Annotated in this window: 15 protein-coding genes and 3 tRNA genes; 8 read left to right on the top strand and 10 right to left on the bottom strand. The window is 73.1% G+C overall.

The window, feature by feature from the left end; genetic code table 11:
- Positions 1–61 precede the first annotated feature (61 nt).
- The 4 genes from ABKW28_RS15650 to ABKW28_RS15635 all read right to left on the bottom strand — a co-directional run bounded on the left by ABKW28_RS15650 (position 62) and on the right by ABKW28_RS15635 (position 2,910).
- Positions 62–1,225, bottom strand: a complete 1,164-nt coding sequence (locus ABKW28_RS15650) for a hypothetical protein (protein ID WP_348611342.1) — start codon at positions 1,223–1,225, stop codon at positions 62–64.
- 56 nt (positions 1,226–1,281) lie between these two features.
- The gene (locus tag ABKW28_RS15645) at positions 1,282–1,554 is read right to left on the bottom strand and encodes a helix-turn-helix domain-containing protein (protein ID WP_348611339.1); all 273 of its coding nucleotides are present in this window, start codon (positions 1,552–1,554) and stop codon (positions 1,282–1,284) included.
- Positions 1,555–1,770: 216 nt separating this feature from the next.
- Positions 1,771–1,844, bottom strand: a tRNA-Phe gene (locus ABKW28_RS15640).
- Positions 1,845–1,878: 34 nt separating this feature from the next.
- Positions 1,879–2,910 carry a LacI family DNA-binding transcriptional regulator gene (locus ABKW28_RS15635; protein WP_348611337.1) on the bottom strand — a complete coding sequence of 344 codons (1,032 nt, stop codon included), beginning with the start codon at positions 2,908–2,910 and terminating at the stop codon, positions 1,879–1,881.
- Between the two features lie 131 nt (positions 2,911–3,041).
- Here ABKW28_RS15635 and ABKW28_RS15630 point away from each other — a divergent pair.
- From ABKW28_RS15630 to ABKW28_RS15620, 3 genes are all read left to right on the top strand, one after another.
- Positions 3,042–3,114: transfer RNA gene (locus ABKW28_RS15630), tRNA-Glu, on the top strand.
- A 107-nt stretch (positions 3,115–3,221) separates the two neighbouring features.
- Positions 3,222–3,298 (top strand) — tRNA-Asp (locus ABKW28_RS15625).
- Between the two features lie 68 nt (positions 3,299–3,366).
- Positions 3,367–3,741 carry a metallopeptidase family protein gene (locus tag ABKW28_RS15620; protein WP_307822996.1) on the top strand — a complete coding sequence of 125 codons (375 nt, stop codon included), beginning with the start codon at positions 3,367–3,369 and terminating at the stop codon, positions 3,739–3,741.
- 18 nt (positions 3,742–3,759) lie between these two features.
- On the opposite strand, the gene ABKW28_RS15615 is transcribed toward ABKW28_RS15620, so the two are convergent.
- Genes ABKW28_RS15615 through ABKW28_RS15605 form a run of 3 tightly spaced genes read right to left on the bottom strand, consistent with a single transcriptional unit; the run spans position 3,760 to position 5,461 of the window.
- Positions 3,760–4,092, bottom strand: a complete 333-nt coding sequence (locus ABKW28_RS15615) for a CrcB family protein (RefSeq protein WP_341231339.1) — start codon at positions 4,090–4,092, stop codon at positions 3,760–3,762.
- A complete protein-coding gene (locus tag ABKW28_RS15610; RefSeq protein ID WP_348611334.1) occupies positions 4,089–4,487 on the bottom strand; it encodes a CrcB family protein in 399 nt (132 codons plus the stop codon). Before ABKW28_RS15610 ends, ABKW28_RS15615 begins: the two co-directional genes overlap by 4 nt.
- A 50-nt stretch (positions 4,488–4,537) precedes the next feature.
- Positions 4,538–5,461 (bottom strand): ATP-binding protein, encoded by a 924-nt coding sequence (locus tag ABKW28_RS15605; protein ID WP_193668130.1) that lies wholly within the window; start codon positions 5,459–5,461, stop codon positions 4,538–4,540.
- 287 nt (positions 5,462–5,748) lie between these two features.
- On the opposite strand from ABKW28_RS15605, the gene ABKW28_RS15600 reads away from it, so the two are divergent.
- Complete coding sequence (locus ABKW28_RS15600; RefSeq protein ID WP_348611331.1) at positions 5,749–7,242, top strand: NAD(P)/FAD-dependent oxidoreductase; 1,494 nt, start codon at positions 5,749–5,751, stop codon at positions 7,240–7,242.
- A gap of 238 nt (positions 7,243–7,480) precedes the next feature.
- Here ABKW28_RS15600 and ABKW28_RS15595 read toward each other — a convergent pair whose 3' ends face one another.
- From ABKW28_RS15595 to ABKW28_RS15585, 3 genes are read right to left on the bottom strand one after another with little or no spacing between them, the layout of a single operon-like run.
- Positions 7,481–8,155 (bottom strand): PaaI family thioesterase, encoded by a 675-nt coding sequence (locus tag ABKW28_RS15595; RefSeq protein WP_348611328.1) that lies wholly within the window; start codon positions 8,153–8,155, stop codon positions 7,481–7,483.
- A 55-nt stretch (positions 8,156–8,210) separates the two neighbouring features.
- The gene (locus ABKW28_RS15590; RefSeq protein ID WP_348611325.1) at positions 8,211–9,485 is read right to left on the bottom strand and encodes a hypothetical protein; all 1,275 of its coding nucleotides are present in this window, start codon (positions 9,483–9,485) and stop codon (positions 8,211–8,213) included.
- Between the two features lie 54 nt (positions 9,486–9,539).
- A complete protein-coding gene (locus ABKW28_RS15585; RefSeq protein ID WP_348611322.1) occupies positions 9,540–10,286 on the bottom strand; it encodes a TetR/AcrR family transcriptional regulator in 747 nt (248 codons plus the stop codon).
- A 74-nt stretch (positions 10,287–10,360) separates the two neighbouring features.
- On the opposite strand from ABKW28_RS15585, the gene ABKW28_RS15580 reads away from it, so the two are divergent.
- The 4 genes from ABKW28_RS15580 to ABKW28_RS15565 all read left to right on the top strand — a co-directional run bounded on the left by ABKW28_RS15580 (position 10,361) and on the right by ABKW28_RS15565 (position 14,214).
- On the top strand, positions 10,361–11,221 hold the full coding sequence (locus ABKW28_RS15580) for a 3-hydroxybutyryl-CoA dehydrogenase (RefSeq protein WP_348611319.1): 861 nt from the start codon (positions 10,361–10,363) through the stop codon (positions 11,219–11,221).
- Between the two features lie 8 nt (positions 11,222–11,229).
- On the top strand, positions 11,230–12,402 hold the full coding sequence (locus ABKW28_RS15575; RefSeq protein WP_348611316.1) for an acyl-CoA dehydrogenase family protein: 1,173 nt from the start codon (positions 11,230–11,232) through the stop codon (positions 12,400–12,402).
- A gap of 102 nt (positions 12,403–12,504) precedes the next feature.
- The gene (locus ABKW28_RS15570) at positions 12,505–12,987 is read left to right on the top strand and encodes a VOC family protein (RefSeq protein ID WP_348611313.1); all 483 of its coding nucleotides are present in this window, start codon (positions 12,505–12,507) and stop codon (positions 12,985–12,987) included.
- Between the two features lie 90 nt (positions 12,988–13,077).
- Entirely contained in the window at positions 13,078–14,214 is a 1,137-nt protein-coding gene (locus ABKW28_RS15565; RefSeq protein WP_193668112.1) for a glutathione-independent formaldehyde dehydrogenase, read from the top strand.
- The last annotated feature ends 56 nt before the right edge of the window (positions 14,215–14,270 follow it).

Raw genomic sequence — 14,270 nt, 5'->3', positions numbered from 1 at the left:
CAGTCACTGCAGATCTCGATTCCAGTAGAACCCTCACCTTAGGAGGGCCCACCGTCCGAGATCACCGTGGCAGGCCAGCGGTGTGCCGGGCATCGTGGAGGCGGTGGTCGCCGACATCGGCCGCTGACAGCAGCCGCTTCCAGGTCTTGTGGTCGGCCTTGGGGTCAATCGGCATACCGTCGGGTCGCCGGAAGACGAGGTCCTGGTCGGCCCAGTACGGATCGTTGGTGATGGGTGCGTGTCGCTGGGCTTCGCGGTGTCGACGAATCAGGTCGGCGGTGATGGGGTCGAGCGCGAGTGGTCGCTGTCCGCGGCGGGTTTTGGTGGGGCTGAGGACCAGTCCGCCGCCGTGTCTGGTGGGGCAGTCGCAGGCACGTTTCCGGCCGCAGGTCGGCGTGGGCTCCCCGTGGGTGTCGGGTCGGGTGCAGCCGTGGTTCCAGGGGTGTCGCTGGAGCTGGAGCCTGATGCGCATCTGGGGCTGGGCGCTCTCGAGGTCGAGGTCGCGCCAGGTGAGTCCGAGGGCTTCGCCTTGGCGCAGTCCGTGGCTGAGGGCGAGGATGAAACGGAGCCCGTTTTCCTGTCCGCGTGCGACGTCGATGAGGCGGCGTGCCTCGTCGGCGGTGAGGGTGTTGGCCTCGTAGTCCATGCCGTCGATCCCCGATGCGCGGGGTCGGCGTGCGGTGCCGGCGGGGTTGCGGGGGATCAGTTCGTCTCGCAGGGCGTCCTGCAGCGCGCTGCGCAGCGTCCGGTGGACGTGGTTGATGGTCTCGGGCCGGAACGCCGGCCTGGTGTGCCCGTGCTGGTCGGTCTTGGTGCGGGAGGCCATCTCGGCGTAGAACGCTTCGATCTGGCGGGTGGTGAGGCGCTCGAGCCGGGTGCCGCCGATGGCGGGGATGATGTGCTTGCGAATGTCGACGCCGTAGCCCTGCAGTGATCGTGGCCGCAGCCGTGCGGCCGCGGTGGTGGCGAGCCACTGGTTGAGGTACGCCGCGACGGACATGCTGCTGATGAAGGGGACCAGACCGTCGTTGTCGCGCAGGCGCTCGAGGTCCTTGACCTTGGCCATCACCTCTTTGCGGCTGCCGGCCATGCGGTGCCGTCGGTCGGGGCGGCCGTCGGGCCTGGTGCCGATGGTCACCCAGGCGTGCCACTTGCCGTCGGCACCCTTGTAGATGCTGTTCTCGCCGTTGGCTTTGCGTGTGCGTCGAGCGGGCGCGGTCGTCATGGTTGTTGCTGTGCCGCCGTCGCGCTGACGGGGTCAGCGTCACCGCGAAACGGACCTCAGCGGGTGGTGGGCGGTGATGTCGGGAGCGCGGCGACGTACGTCTCGAGGTCGGCGCGCAGGACCACGCGTCGGCGGCCCAGGTAGCGGGTGGGCAGTTCCCCGGAGGCCAGGATCTCGAACAGCTTGGTGCGGCCGATGTGCAGGACCTCGGCGGCCTGGTCGAGGGAGAACAGCAGGTCAGAGCCACTGGTCGTGGGGGAGCCGGGCTGGGCGTGGGCTGCGTCGACGCAGCAGCAGGACCGGGTTACTGCCAAAGGGATGACGGTCATGCGAGTTTGGTGTGCGGGGTCCGCCGCACCTGCTCGCAGTGCCCCCGGTTGTGGCATGCAGAGCGCTCGACGAGAAGGACGGGCGCGTCTCGGGCGAGTTGGCAGCACGCTCCGGATGGCCAACTGCAACTGGAACTGCAACTGGCCCGAAATCGGAACAGTCCCCATCGAAACCGATGGGGACTGTCCCTGCAGGTCAGAGCCCTGCGGTGCTCGTGGGCAGGGGCGGGGTCGAACCGCCGACCTTCCACTTTTCAGGCGGACGCTCGTACCAACTGAGCTACCTGCCCGAGCGCGGTCACCTTACCGCAGCGTCGTGGGGCGTCACGAATCGGCCGGGGGGTGGGTGGTGCTGTCGCGCACGACGAGCGAGGTCGCCATCACGGTGCGGGCCGCGGTCGGCCCGTCTGGGGCACCGTCGGGACCCTGGTCGGCTGCGCGGGCGGCCGCCATCACCTCCAGGAGACCGGCCACGGCGAGCCGGCCCTTCTCGGTCACGTCCTGGGCCACGGTGGTCAGAGCAGGGGCCAGCGAGGTCGCCAGCGGCCCGTCGTCGAAGCCGACGACCGACAGGTCCTCGGGCACCCGGAGGCCCAGGGCCTCCGCGGCGCGCAGGGCCTGGGCGGCGAAGGCGTCGGAGAAGCACAGCAGCGCGGTCGGCCGGTCGGGGCGTCGCAGCAGCCGCGTGGCAGCGTCGTACGCCGCCTCGGGCGGTCGGAACGCCGCCACGGCGCCGGCCGGGTCCAGCACCTCCGCCCAGCCGCAGGCCCGCTCGAGCGAGGGCGGGCTCGGCGGGTCGAGGTTGAGGGTGGCGATGCGCCGGTGCCCCAGCGCGAGCAGGTGCTGCGCGGCGGCCCGGGCCCCGGCCAGGTCGTCGACGTTGATGCTGGGCACCCCCGGCAGCGGGTCCTGGTCGACGGTGAGCAGCGGAAGCTCGCGCCGGCGCAGCCACTCCACCTCGGGCGAGCCCGGCTCGCTGACGTGCACGAGGGCTCCGTCCATCGGCACGTCGCGCGCCGGCACCACGTCGCTGCCCACCCCGGCGACGATCAGGGTCAGCGCGAGCCCGTGGTCGGAGAGGGCGTCGGCGACCGCGACGAGGAACTCGGTGCCGACCGCGTCGCGCACGTTGTCGCCCAGTCGTCCGGTCACCAGGAGGCCCACCGTGCCGGTGCGGCCCCGGGCGAGGGCACGCGCGGCCGGGTCCGGGCCGGCGTACCCCTGCCTCTCGGCGGTCGCCAGGATGCGGGTGCGCAGGTCGGCGCTGAGCTTCTCGGGACGGGAGAAGGCGTTGGAGACCGTCATCCGGCTGACCCCGACCTCGTCGGCGATCGACTGGAGGGTCGGCTTGGCCATCGCGGAGCCTCCCCCTCTCTGCTCGGTCTGCGCCCGCCGTGCGGGTCCGGCCCAGCCTGCCAGTCGGCTCCGCCCGCCGCGAGCCGACGCACGCGGGCGGGCGGTGCTCGCGTTATGCTCTGGCGCGTCCGGCCCCCATCGTCTAGCGGCCCAGGACCCCGCCCTTTCACGGCGGTAGCACGGGTTCGAATCCCGTTGGGGGTGCTGCTCGAAGCCCGCCACGACGCTCCACCACCCTCGAATTGGGTGTGGTCGCGGTCGTGGGTTAGGGTTTCGACGCTTCGCCGGTGAGGTTGACCGGCACGAGCGATGGCCCCGTAGCGCAGTTGGTTAGCGCGCCGCCCTGTCACGGCGGAGGCCGCGGGTTCGAGTCCCGTCGGGGTCGCCAGCACGAAGCACGAGAGCTCCGGACCGTCACGGTTCGGAGCTCTCGTGCTTCTCAGGCACGATGGAGCGGTGCCCCTCGACCCGCTCGACCCCCTGGTCACCGACCCGGCGCGCTTCGACGCGCTGGTCGAGGCCGCGCTCGACGAGATCCCCGAGGAGCTGGCCGCGCTGGTGCGCAACGTCGTGGTGCTCGTCGAGGAGGTGCCGCCGCCCGAGGAGCCCGACGACCTGCTCGGCCTCTACGACGGGGTCGCGATGACGCAGCGCGACTCGTGGTCGCCGGTCGCCCTGCCCGACCGCATCTTCCTCTTCCGGGCACCCCTGCTCGACTTCTGCGACACCCCCGAGCAGCTGGCCCACGAGGTGCGGGTCACCGTCGTGCACGAGGTGGCCCACCACTTCGGCATCGACGACGCCCGGCTGCACGATCTCGGCTACGCCTGAACCACCGGCGGCGCGCGGTCAGAGGCGCGAGCCGACCACGAACCCCAGGGCGCAGAGCAGCAGCGAGCCCACCAGCGTCACCAGCGCGTACGCCGCCGCCCGCCGGCCCAGGTCGTGGGCCTGCACCGCGAACGACGAGTAGGTGGTCAGCGCGCCGCAGAATCCGGTGCCCAGCAGCGCCAGCGCGTGCCCGCGCAGCGCCAGCCCGACCAGCAGGCCCAGCAGCAGCGAGCCGGCCAGGTTGGCCAGCAGGGTGCCCCGGGGGAACGCGGCGGAGTCGAGCCGGGCGCCCAGCCGCCAGCGCAGCGCCGCGCCACCGGCGCCGCCGAGGGCCACCAGCAGCGGCGTCACCGGCCCTCCTGGGGCCACCGGCGCCGCGCCAGCGCGACCGCCGCGAGCGACGCGCCCAGCGTCAGCACCAGCAGGGCGGCGGCGGCCGGCACCCGGCCCGCGTCGAGGAGCGAGCGGGTCTGCTCCGAGGCCGCCGACAGCGTCGTGAAGCCACCCAGGAGGCCGGGCCCCAGGCCCAGCTGGAGCAGCGGGGTGCGGCGTACGACGGCCAGGGCCGGGAGGGCGGCCAGCGCGAAGGCGCCCGCGACGTTGACGACGGCCGTCGCCACGACGAGCGCGTCGCCGCTCGCGACGACCTCCCCGACCGACCAGCGCAGCAGGGCGCCCAGCGCGCCGCCGGCGGCGACCGCGGCGAGCGCGGCGGGTCCGGCTCCGGTCGGGGGGTGCGGGCTCACGCGCCGACCCTAGTCCGACGCAGCACCCCCGCGGCCAGTGCGGTGACGCCTCAGCAGACGCCCGAGTGCCGGTCCTCCTGGGCCCAGGCGAGCGGGTCCTCGCCGCGGGCCTGGCGCATGAACTCACCGAGGTACCACTGCTGGAAGCGGCGCTCCTCGTCGGAGCGGGCCAGCGAGAGCAGCCGCTGCTGGCGGCAGAAGGCGTCGGCCATGTCGAGCAGCTCGATGAAGCGCTCGGTGGTGTCGGCGCTCGAGCGCGAGACCACCACCTCGATGTCGGCCGTCCCGGCGCCGTCGTGCTCGGCGCGGGCGACCGCGTCGGCGCCCAGGCCGTGCCGCAGCTCGCGGTCGATCTCGGCGAAGAGGTCGGAGAGGTCCTTGGCGATGGGGTAGTCGGACTCGTGGGCCAGCGCCAGCAGCCGCACCTCGCGGCGCAGCTCGCTGAAGTGGCGCTGGAAGGCCTGGTGCAGCTCGACCGGCACCCCGTCGACGCGCACCGTGACCGGATCGGCCGGCGGGGCGGTCGGCACCTCGTCGAGGCCGGTGATGACGCCCTGCACGCCGTCCTCGCCGGCGAAGCTGGCCGCGGGGGCGAACCACACGACCTTGCCGTCGGCCTCGATCTCGGCGCCCCAGGCGTCGGAGGAGCGGGCCACGATGCTCAGCCCGCGCCCGAAGGTCAGCAGGAGGTCCTCCTCGTCGCCCGGCTCGGGCGGCGTGGGCAGCACGGGGCGCTCCCGGGAGGCGTCGCGGACCTCCACGCGCGGGTGCTGGCGGGTGCCGCGCACCCGCACCCGGATCGGCGCCTCGCCGTGCAGCAGCGCGTTGGTGACCAGCTCGGAGACCCCCAGCTCGGCGCACTCGGCCAGCTCGGGGCGCTCGATGTCGTGACAGGTGTCGACGACCCAGCGCCTCGCGTCCTGGACGCTGCGGGGTCCAGCGCCCAGCAAGAGGGCGGGCCGGTTCAGCGGCACGGGCGGACTCCCACGGTGGACATCAGGACGGGCGGTCGCGACCGCTCTGCTGGCTGCTTACCCACCCCGGCTCCGGCACAAACGGGGGGCCCGGTGATTTCCCACGACGCGGGCGGGGATGTGACCGACCATACGGATGGTGGAGGGGGCGTCGCTGGTTGAGACGATGGTGCCTCGGGCATCAGGGATGATGGGGCCGACGTCCGCACGACCCGGCGCCGCACGAGGACCCACGACGTACGACGACGACCCGGGGCAGCGCCCCCGGACACGAGAGGTGAGCACCCATGACCGCGACCCAGGACGCATCGCCCGAGGCGGCTCGACGCCACCGGGTGGTGGTGATCGGCTCCGGCTTCGGCGGTCTCTTCGGCGCCAAGCACCTGCGTCGCTCCGACGTCGAGGTGACCATGGTCGCCAAGACGACCCACCACCTCTTCCAGCCGCTGCTCTACCAGGTGGCCACCGGCATCCTCTCCGAGGGCGAGATCGCCCCGCCGACCCGTGAGGTGCTCAGCGGGCAGGACAACGCGACCGTGCTGCTCGGCGAGGTCACCGACATCGACCTGGAGCAGCGCCGCGTCACCTCCCACGTGCTGGGTCGCGAGACCGTCTCGGAGTACGACTCGCTGATCGTGGCCGCCGGTGCCGGGCAGTCCTACTTCGGCAACGACCACTTCGCCGAGTTCGCGCCCGGCATGAAGAGCATCGACGATGCCCTCGAGCTGCGCGGGCGCATCTTCGGCGCCTTCGAGATGGCCGAGCTCGCCGCGCGTCGCGGCGAGGACGTCGACCACCTGCTGACGTTCGTGGTCGTCGGCGCCGGGCCCACGGGCGTCGAGATGGCCGGCCAGATCGCCGAGCTCGCGCACCGCACCCTCAAGCGCGACTTCCGCTACATCAACACCCGCAGTGCGCGGGTGCTGCTCGTCGACGCCGCCCCGCAGGTGCTGCCGCCCTTCGGCGCCAAGCTCGGCGAGAAGACCAAGAAGGAGCTCGAGAACCTCGGGGTGGAGGTGATGCTCGGGGCGATGGTGACCGACGTCGACGAGCGCGGCCTCGAGATGTCCTACAAGGACGGCCGCACCGAGCGCGTCGAGGCCATCACCAAGATCTGGGCCGCGGGCGTGCAGGGCAGCCCGCTGGGGCGCACCCTCTCCGAGCAGACCGGGGCCCCGCTCGACCGGGCCGGCCGCATCAGCGTCAACCCCGACCTGACCCTGCCGGGCCACCCGGAGGTCTTCGTCGTCGGCGACATGATCTCCCTCGACAACCTCCCGGGCGTGGCCCAGGTCGCCATCCAGGGCGCCAAGTACGCCGCCAAGGAGATCGACGGGCGGCTCAAGGACAAGCCCGCCCAGGCGCCGTTCAAGTACTTCGACAAGGGCTCGATGGCCACCATCAGCCGCTTCCGCGCGGTGGCGATGGTGGGCAAGCTGCGCCTGACCGGCTTCATCGCCTGGCTGATGTGGCTGGCGGTGCACCTCTTCTACATCACTGGCTTCAAGAACCGGGTCACCGCGGTGCTGCACTGGTTCGTCTCCTTCCTGGGCCGCGGACGCTCCGAGCGCACCGCCACCGAGCAGCAGATCTTCGGGCGCAACGCCCTGGGACGGCTCCAACGCGGCGCCACCGACCTGGTCTCCGAGCCGGGGGAGTACGACGACCTGCGCCGTCGCGCCGACTCCGAGCGCCGCGAGGAGCTCGAGGCCCAGGCCGCCGAGGAGTCCCGCCTGACCGACGCCGGCGAGCGCGGCACGAAGGTCGGCGACCGGGTCTGACCCCTCGTCGGGGGAGAGGTCGCCGCGACCCGGCGACCCTCGTTGGTCGAGCAGTGACGAGCGCCAGCGAGGAGCGTCGCCGAGACCCGGTGAGGTGCCCACGCGCCGTACGCCGTGTGCTTGCTGGGTCTCGGCGTCGCTCGAGCCTTCGGCCCTCGCTGCTCGACCAACGAAGGCGCCTCGCTGCTCGACCAACGAAGGCGCCTTGCTGCCCGACCATCGGTGAGGCACCCGGCAATCACTCGAAGAAGCGCGGGGCCCGGTCGGCGGAGTCCCGCTCCGCCAGCGCCTTGCGGGCCCAGCGGGGGAGGATGAAGACGCCCTCGGCCTCGACGGTGACTCCGTCGGGGCCCAGGATGTGGCCGCGTGCCCAGGTCTTGATGCCCTCGGTGCGCTCGATCCAGGCTTCGGCGCGCAGCGGGCCGAGCGGGGTGCCCTGCCGGTAGACCAGCGTCAGCGTCCCGGTCATCCCGGGCCGCTTGCCGGCGCCGGCGGCCTGGCCGAGCACCTGGTCGAGGATGAGCGCGGAGACGCCGCCGTGCACGAGGGTCGGCGGGCCCTCGTAGGCCGCCCCGAGGTGGAAGTCGGCCCACACGCGCCCGCTGTCGTCCTCCTGCTCGACCACCAGCGGCGGCGCGACGGCGTTGCGCAGCCCCACGACCGCGTTGCCCCAGGCCCGGCCCTGCCCGTCCTCGCTGAACCGGACGCCGTACGCCCCCTCGAGCTGGCGTCGGCGCAGCCGCTCGGTGAGCGCCTCGACCTCGGCCTGCACGGCGCGGACCTCGTCGTCGTCGACCTCGGTGCGGATGCCCGCGTCGACCAGGGCCCGCAGCGCGTCGGTGAAGGGCCCGTAGAGCGCCCGCTGGCGGTCCAGCTCGTCGGCTGGGATGTCGTCCTGCACGTATCCGGCCACGGGGTCACACTAGAACAGGTTCCACTATGTCGGCGTCGCGTCCGGTGAGGCCCGGTCAGCGACGCTGCGCGGCCGCCTCGCCGGTGGCGCCCAGGTCGGGGCGGTGGCGCAGCAGGACCTCGGTGAAGGCACCCGGGTCGACCATGGAGGAGTCGACGACGAAGGGCGCCATGGCCCGGCGGTGGAAGAGCACCTTCCAGCCGCGCGAGCCTGGCCGGCCGCGGACCTCGATCGAGGTGTGCGGGTTGGCCAGGTCGAAGACGTGCCGGCCCGCGGCACTGTGGATCTCGAGCCGTCCCTGCTGCAACGACATCCGGGTCGGGCTCGAGCCGGCGCGCACCGCCCAGATGACGGCGCTGAGCAGCGCCAGCACCCCGGCCACGCCCAGGGCGGTCTCGGTCGGGTCCTGGTAGGCCACGTAGCCGGCGATGCTGGTCGCGGCCAGCGCGAGCAGGAGCAGCACGCCGGTGACGGCCCGTACGCCGCCGGGCGAGTGCAGCTCGGTCGGCAGGACGGCCGGCTGTGCGGGGTGCGCAGCGGGCGCGGGCGGGAGTGCAGGGCTGGCGGAGGGCCGGGTGGCGGGTCGCGCCGCCTGCTGCTCGGGGTCGCCGGACACGGCACGCTGCACGCCCGCGCGCAGCGACGAGGCCATGGCGCCCAGGCGCGGCGTGCGGGCCGGTCCCGGGGGATCGGCGCCTGGCTCGGGCATCGGCACGGGCTCCGGCTCCGGCTCCGGGTCGGGCTCCGGCTCGGGCGCCGGTGCCGGTTCGGCGGCCGGCACCGGTGCCGGCGGCGGCGTGGCGTCGCCGAGGAGCGCGAGCACGTCGCGACCGACGCCCACGTGGTCGGGCGGCGCCGGGGCTTCCGCCTCCTCGACCGCCTCCGGGTCCGTGTCGGCGACTTCCGGCTCGGCGATCGGCTCGACTTCCGGATCGGCGACCGGGTCAGCGGCCGGCTCGGTGTCACGGCGCCGTCCGCGCCGCGCCCGCCCGCGTCCCTGCTCCGGCTGCTCGAGGGCACGCCGTGCCGACGCGGTCAGCACCGGTTCGAAGCCCTCGAGGTCGATGCCGACCTCGGAGGCGGCAGCAGCGGCCACCGGGGTCGACTCGGGCGCTGCGGCCGCCGCCGGTGTCTCGACCACCTCGGCCACCTCGACCACCTCGACAACCTCGACCGCCTCGCCCTCCTCGGCCTTCGGACGCCCGGCCGGCTGGGTGCGCGCGATGCCGTAGGTGCGCGGCCGGGACGCGGGGTCCTCGGCGGTGCGCGCGCGGTGCGCGAGCCACCGGTCGACGAGGTCGTCGCCCGGCTGCTGGTCGTCGGTGCTCATGGTGCACCGATGGTCCCACCGCGGGCGGCGCGCCGGGCGGGAATCGCCCCGCCGTCAGCGTGGCGGGTCGTCGGCCAGGGCGCGGCGCAGGGCGGGCAGCACCGCGTCGACGTCGTACGGCGTGCGCAGCACCACGATCGAGGTGCCGGCCTCGGCCGGCTGCGGCGACCCCCCGCTCGGCGCGCCCCCCAGCGCCCGGTCGAGCGCCAGGCCCAGCTCCTCGACGGCGGTCGCGTCGTCGACGACGCCGCGCAGCCAGCGGCGCAGCACGTGGTTGTGGGCGGTGACGACGGCGGCGGCCACGAGCTCGGCCCGCAGGTCGCCTCCGGCGTCCTCGCCGGTCCAGGCGCGCAGCGCGTCGCGGTAGACGCGGTGGTAGCGCAGGGTGCTCGCCAGCTCGCGGTCGCGCAGCGTGGTCACGCTGCGGGTCAGCCGGTAGCGGGCCCGCGCCAGGTCGCCCTCGTGCAGGTAGTGCTCGAGGACCAGCCGCGTCGCCTCGGCGATCCCGATCCGGGTGGCCGCGCCCGGTGCGGTCGCCGTCTCCAGCCGGCTGCGGACCCGCTCGAGGAGCGCGTCGTGCTCGGGGAAGATCACGTCCTCCTTCGAGCCGAAGGCGCGGAAGAAGGTGGTGCGCCCGACGCCCGCGGCCTCGGCGATGTCGCCGACCGTCGTGGCGTCGTACCCGCGCTCCTCGAAGAGGGCGAAGGCGGCGGCGCGCAGCCGGTCGCGGACCTCGCTCGCGCCGGGCCTGTTCGTGGGCCTGTTCGTGGGCCTGCTGGTGGGCCTGTTCGAAGCCGGCACCGGACCTCCCAGGATTGGTGAGACTCGATGCCGAGAGTACGGTACCGAGTACCGAATCGAGAGGTGGAGCGCGCATGACGAGTGTCGAGAACGTCGGAGTGGTGGGCTGCGGCCTGATGGGGGCCGGCATCGCGGAGGTCTCCGCGAGGGCGGGCCTCGACGTGGTGGTGGTCGAGTCGAGCCAGGCTGCGGCCGAGGCCGGACGGGCACGGCTCGAGGCGTCGCTGCAGCGTGCCGAGTCGCGCGGCAAGCTCGACTCCGCCGACGAGGTCCTGCAGCGCATCCGGGTCGAGACCGAGCTCGACGCGCTGACCGACCGCGGCCTGGTCGTCGAGGCGATCGTGGAGGACGAGGCCGTCAAGGTCGACCTCTTCAAGCGCCTCGACGAGATCGTCACCGCGCCCGACGCGATCCTGGCCAGCAACACCTCGTCGATCCCGATCATGAAGCTCGGCGTCGTGACCTCGCGGCCCCAGCAGGTGCTGGGCATCCACTTCTTCAACCCGGTGCCGGTGCTCAAGCTCGTCGAGCTGGTGCCGAGCCTGCTGACCTCGGAGGAGACCACGGCGACCGCGCGGTCCTTCGTCGAGGACCTGCTCGGCAAGCGCTCGATCCTCTGCCAGGACCGCGCCGGCTTCGTCGTCAACGCGCTGCTGGTGCCCTTCATCCTCTCCGGCATCCGGATGATGGAGTCGGGCTTCGCCTCGGCCGAGGACATCGACCAGGGCCTGGTGCTCGGCGCCGCCCACCCGCAGGGCCCCCTGGCCCTGGCCGACCTGATCGGCCTCGACACGACCAAGGCCGTGGCCGAGTCGTTGTACGAGGAGTTCAAGGAGCCCCTCTACGCGCCGCCGCCGCTGCTGGCCCGGATGGTCGACGCCGGCCTGCTGGGCCGCAAGTCGGGCCGTGGCTTCTACACCTACGACAAGAAGTGAGTGCACCCGTGAGCGAGACGACCGACCTGTACGCCCTCTCCGAGGAGCACCGCGCGATCCGCGGCGCCGTGCGCGACCTCGTCGAGGCCAAGGTGGCGCCGTACGCCGCCGCCGTCGACGAGGAGGCGCGCTTCCCGCACGAGGCCTCGGCCGCGCTGCAGGCCGCCGACTTCCACGCCCCGCACGTGCCGGAGGAGTTCGGCGGCGCCGGCGCCGACGCGCTGGCGACCGTGCTGGTGATCGAGGAGGTGGCCCGCGCCTGCGTGTCGTCGTCGCTGATCCCCGCGGTCAACAAGCTCGGCTCGCTGCCGGTGCAGATCGCCGGCTCGCAGGAGCTGAAGGCGAAGTACCTGGGTGCGCTGGCGCGCGGCGAGGGCGGCTTCTCCTACTGCCTCTCCGAGCCCGAGGCCGGCTCGGACGCGCTGTCGATGAAGACCCGCGCGGTGCGCGACGGCGACCACTGGGTGCTCAACGGCACCAAGCGGTGGATCACCAACGCCGGCGAGTCGGAGTTCTACACCGTCATCGCCGTCACCGACCCCGAGAAGCGCTCGAAGGGCATCTCGGCGTTCGTCGTCGAGAAGTCCGACGAGGGCGTCTCCTTCGGCGCCCCGGAGAAGAAGCTCGGCATCAAGGGCTCGCCGACCCGCGAGGTCTACCTCGACAACGTGCGCATCCCCGCCGACCGGATGATCGGCGCCGAGGGCACCGGGTTCGAGACGGCCATGAAGACCCTCGACCACACCCGGGTCACCATCGCCGCACAGGCCGTCGGCGTCGCGCAGGGCGCGCTCGACTACGCGCTGGAGTACGCCAAGGAGCGCGAGCAGTTCGGCAAGAGCATCGCCGACTTCCAGGGCCTGCAGTTCATGCTCGCCGACATGGGCATGAAGGTGGAGGCCGCCCGTCAGATGACGTACGCCGCCGCCGGCCGCTCCGAGCGCGGCGACTCCGACCTGACCTTCTTCGGCGCCGCGGCCAAGTGCTTCGCCTCCGACGTGGCCATGGAGGTCACCGTCAACGCCGTGCAGGTGCTCGGCGGCTACGGCTTCACCCGCGACTACCCGGTCGAGCGGATGATGCGCGACGCCAAGATCACCCAGATCTACGAGGGCACCAACCAGGTCCAGCGGATCGTGATGGCCCGCCAGCTCCTCGCCGGGGTGCAGTCGCAGCTCTGAGCCGTGCGCGGCGCGGGCGATGAGTCTCCCGCGCTGCGTCGGTCCACCTCTGGACGACGGCGACCGCCCCGGTCGCCCGGACGAGTCCCGAGGAGGATCGAGATGGACGCACGGATGTACCCCTGCCTGTGGTTCGACGGGGTGGCCGAGCAGGCGGCCGAGCACTACGTGGGGATCTTCCCCGACAGCCACGTCGACAAGGTCTGGCGCTCGCCCGCCGACACCCCCGCGGGCCCGGCCGGGCAGGTGCTGGTCGTCGACCTCACGCTGGCCGGCCAGCGCCTCCAGGCCCTCAACGGCGGGCCGGAGTTCCGGTTCAGCGAGGCCGTGTCGCTGGTCTTCGAGTGCGACGACCAGGCCGAGGTCGACCGGCTGTGGGACGCCCTGGGCGCCGACGGCGGGGAGCCCGGCCCGTGCGGCTGGATCAAGGACCGCTTCGGCCTGTCGTGGCAGGTGGTCCCGCGGCGGCTCAACGAGCTGCTGGACGACCCCGACCCCGACCGGGCCCGCCGCGCCATGGAGGCGATGCTCACGATGGGCAGGCTCGACGTCGCCGAGCTCGAGCGCGCGGCCGCGGGCGGCTGAGCCGCGCGCGAGGTTTGCGGTGGCCTCCGGGTGGTTACCGGGGCGACGTCGTGCGACCGCACGACGCGTCCCGAGTCACAGGAGGAGCGTATGCGAGCCGTCGTCTACAAGGAGCCGCACCAGGTGGAGGTCGAGGAGGTCGACGACGCCAGGATCGAGGACCCCACCGACGTCGTGATCAAGGTGACCACCGCCGCCATCTGCGGTTCAGACCTGCACATGTACGAGGGGCGCACCGGCGCCGAGGCCGGCATCGTCTTCGGCCACGAGAACATGGGCGTCGTCGAGGAGGTCGGCAGCGGCGTCGCGTCGCTGAAGAAGGGCGACCGGGTCTCGATCCCGTTCAACGTCGCCTGCGGCTTCTGCAAGAACTGCCTGGCGGGCAAGACGGGGTTCTGCCTGACGGTCAACGCCGGCTTCGCCGGCGGTGCCTACGGCTACGTGAGCATGGGCCCGTACCGCGGCGGCCAGGCCGAGTACCTGCGGGTCCCCTTCGCCGACTTCAACTGCCTCCCGCTGCCCGAGGGCGACCAGCACGAGCGCGACTTCGCGATGCTGAGCGACATCTTCCCCACCGGCTACCACGCCGCCACGATGGCGCAGGTCAGCCCGGGCGAGACCGTCGCGGTGTACGGCGGCGGCCCGGTCGGGCTGATGGCCGCCTACTCCAGCCTCATCAAGGGCGCGTCGAGGGTCTTCCTCGTCGACCGGGTCCCCTCGAGGCTCGACCTGGCCGAGAAGATCGGTGCCATCCCGGTGAACTTCGGCGAGGTCGACCCGGTGGAGGTGATCACCGACCAGACCGGTGGTGAGGGCACCGACAAGGGGATCGACGCGGTCGGCTACCAGGCCACGGTCTCGGACGGCGAGGAGCAGCCCGCCGTCGTGCTCAACCAGCTGGTGCACACCGTGCGGCCCACGGGCAGGCTCGGCGTGGTCGGCCTCTACGTCCCCAGCGACCCGGGCGCACCCGACGAGAACGCAGCCGAGGGCAAGCTGCTCTTCGAGGTCGGCAAGCTCTTCGAGAAGGGCCAGTCGATCGGCACCGGCCAGGCCGACGTGAAGGCCTACAACCGCCAGCTGCGCGACCTGATCGTCGCCGGGCGGGCCGAGCCCGGGTTCGTGGTCTCCAAGGAGCTGCCGCTCGAGGGCGCGCCCGAGGCCTACGAGCGCTTCGACAAGCGCGAGGAGGGCTACTCCAAGGTCCTGCTCCACCCCTGGGAGTGAGCGGGAGCCGACGGCGAGCGGGGCTCCGGCAGGGGCCCCGCTCGCTCGCCGGCCGT

Origin of the sequence: Nocardioides sp. 31GB23 (genome assembly GCF_040012395.1) — a bacterium.
In the GTDB taxonomy this organism is placed as follows: Bacteria; Actinomycetota; Actinomycetes; order Propionibacteriales; family Nocardioidaceae; genus Nocardioides; species Nocardioides salarius.
The sequence above is the reverse complement of the archived record's forward strand: the minus strand, read 5'-3'. Positions and strand labels throughout refer to the sequence as shown.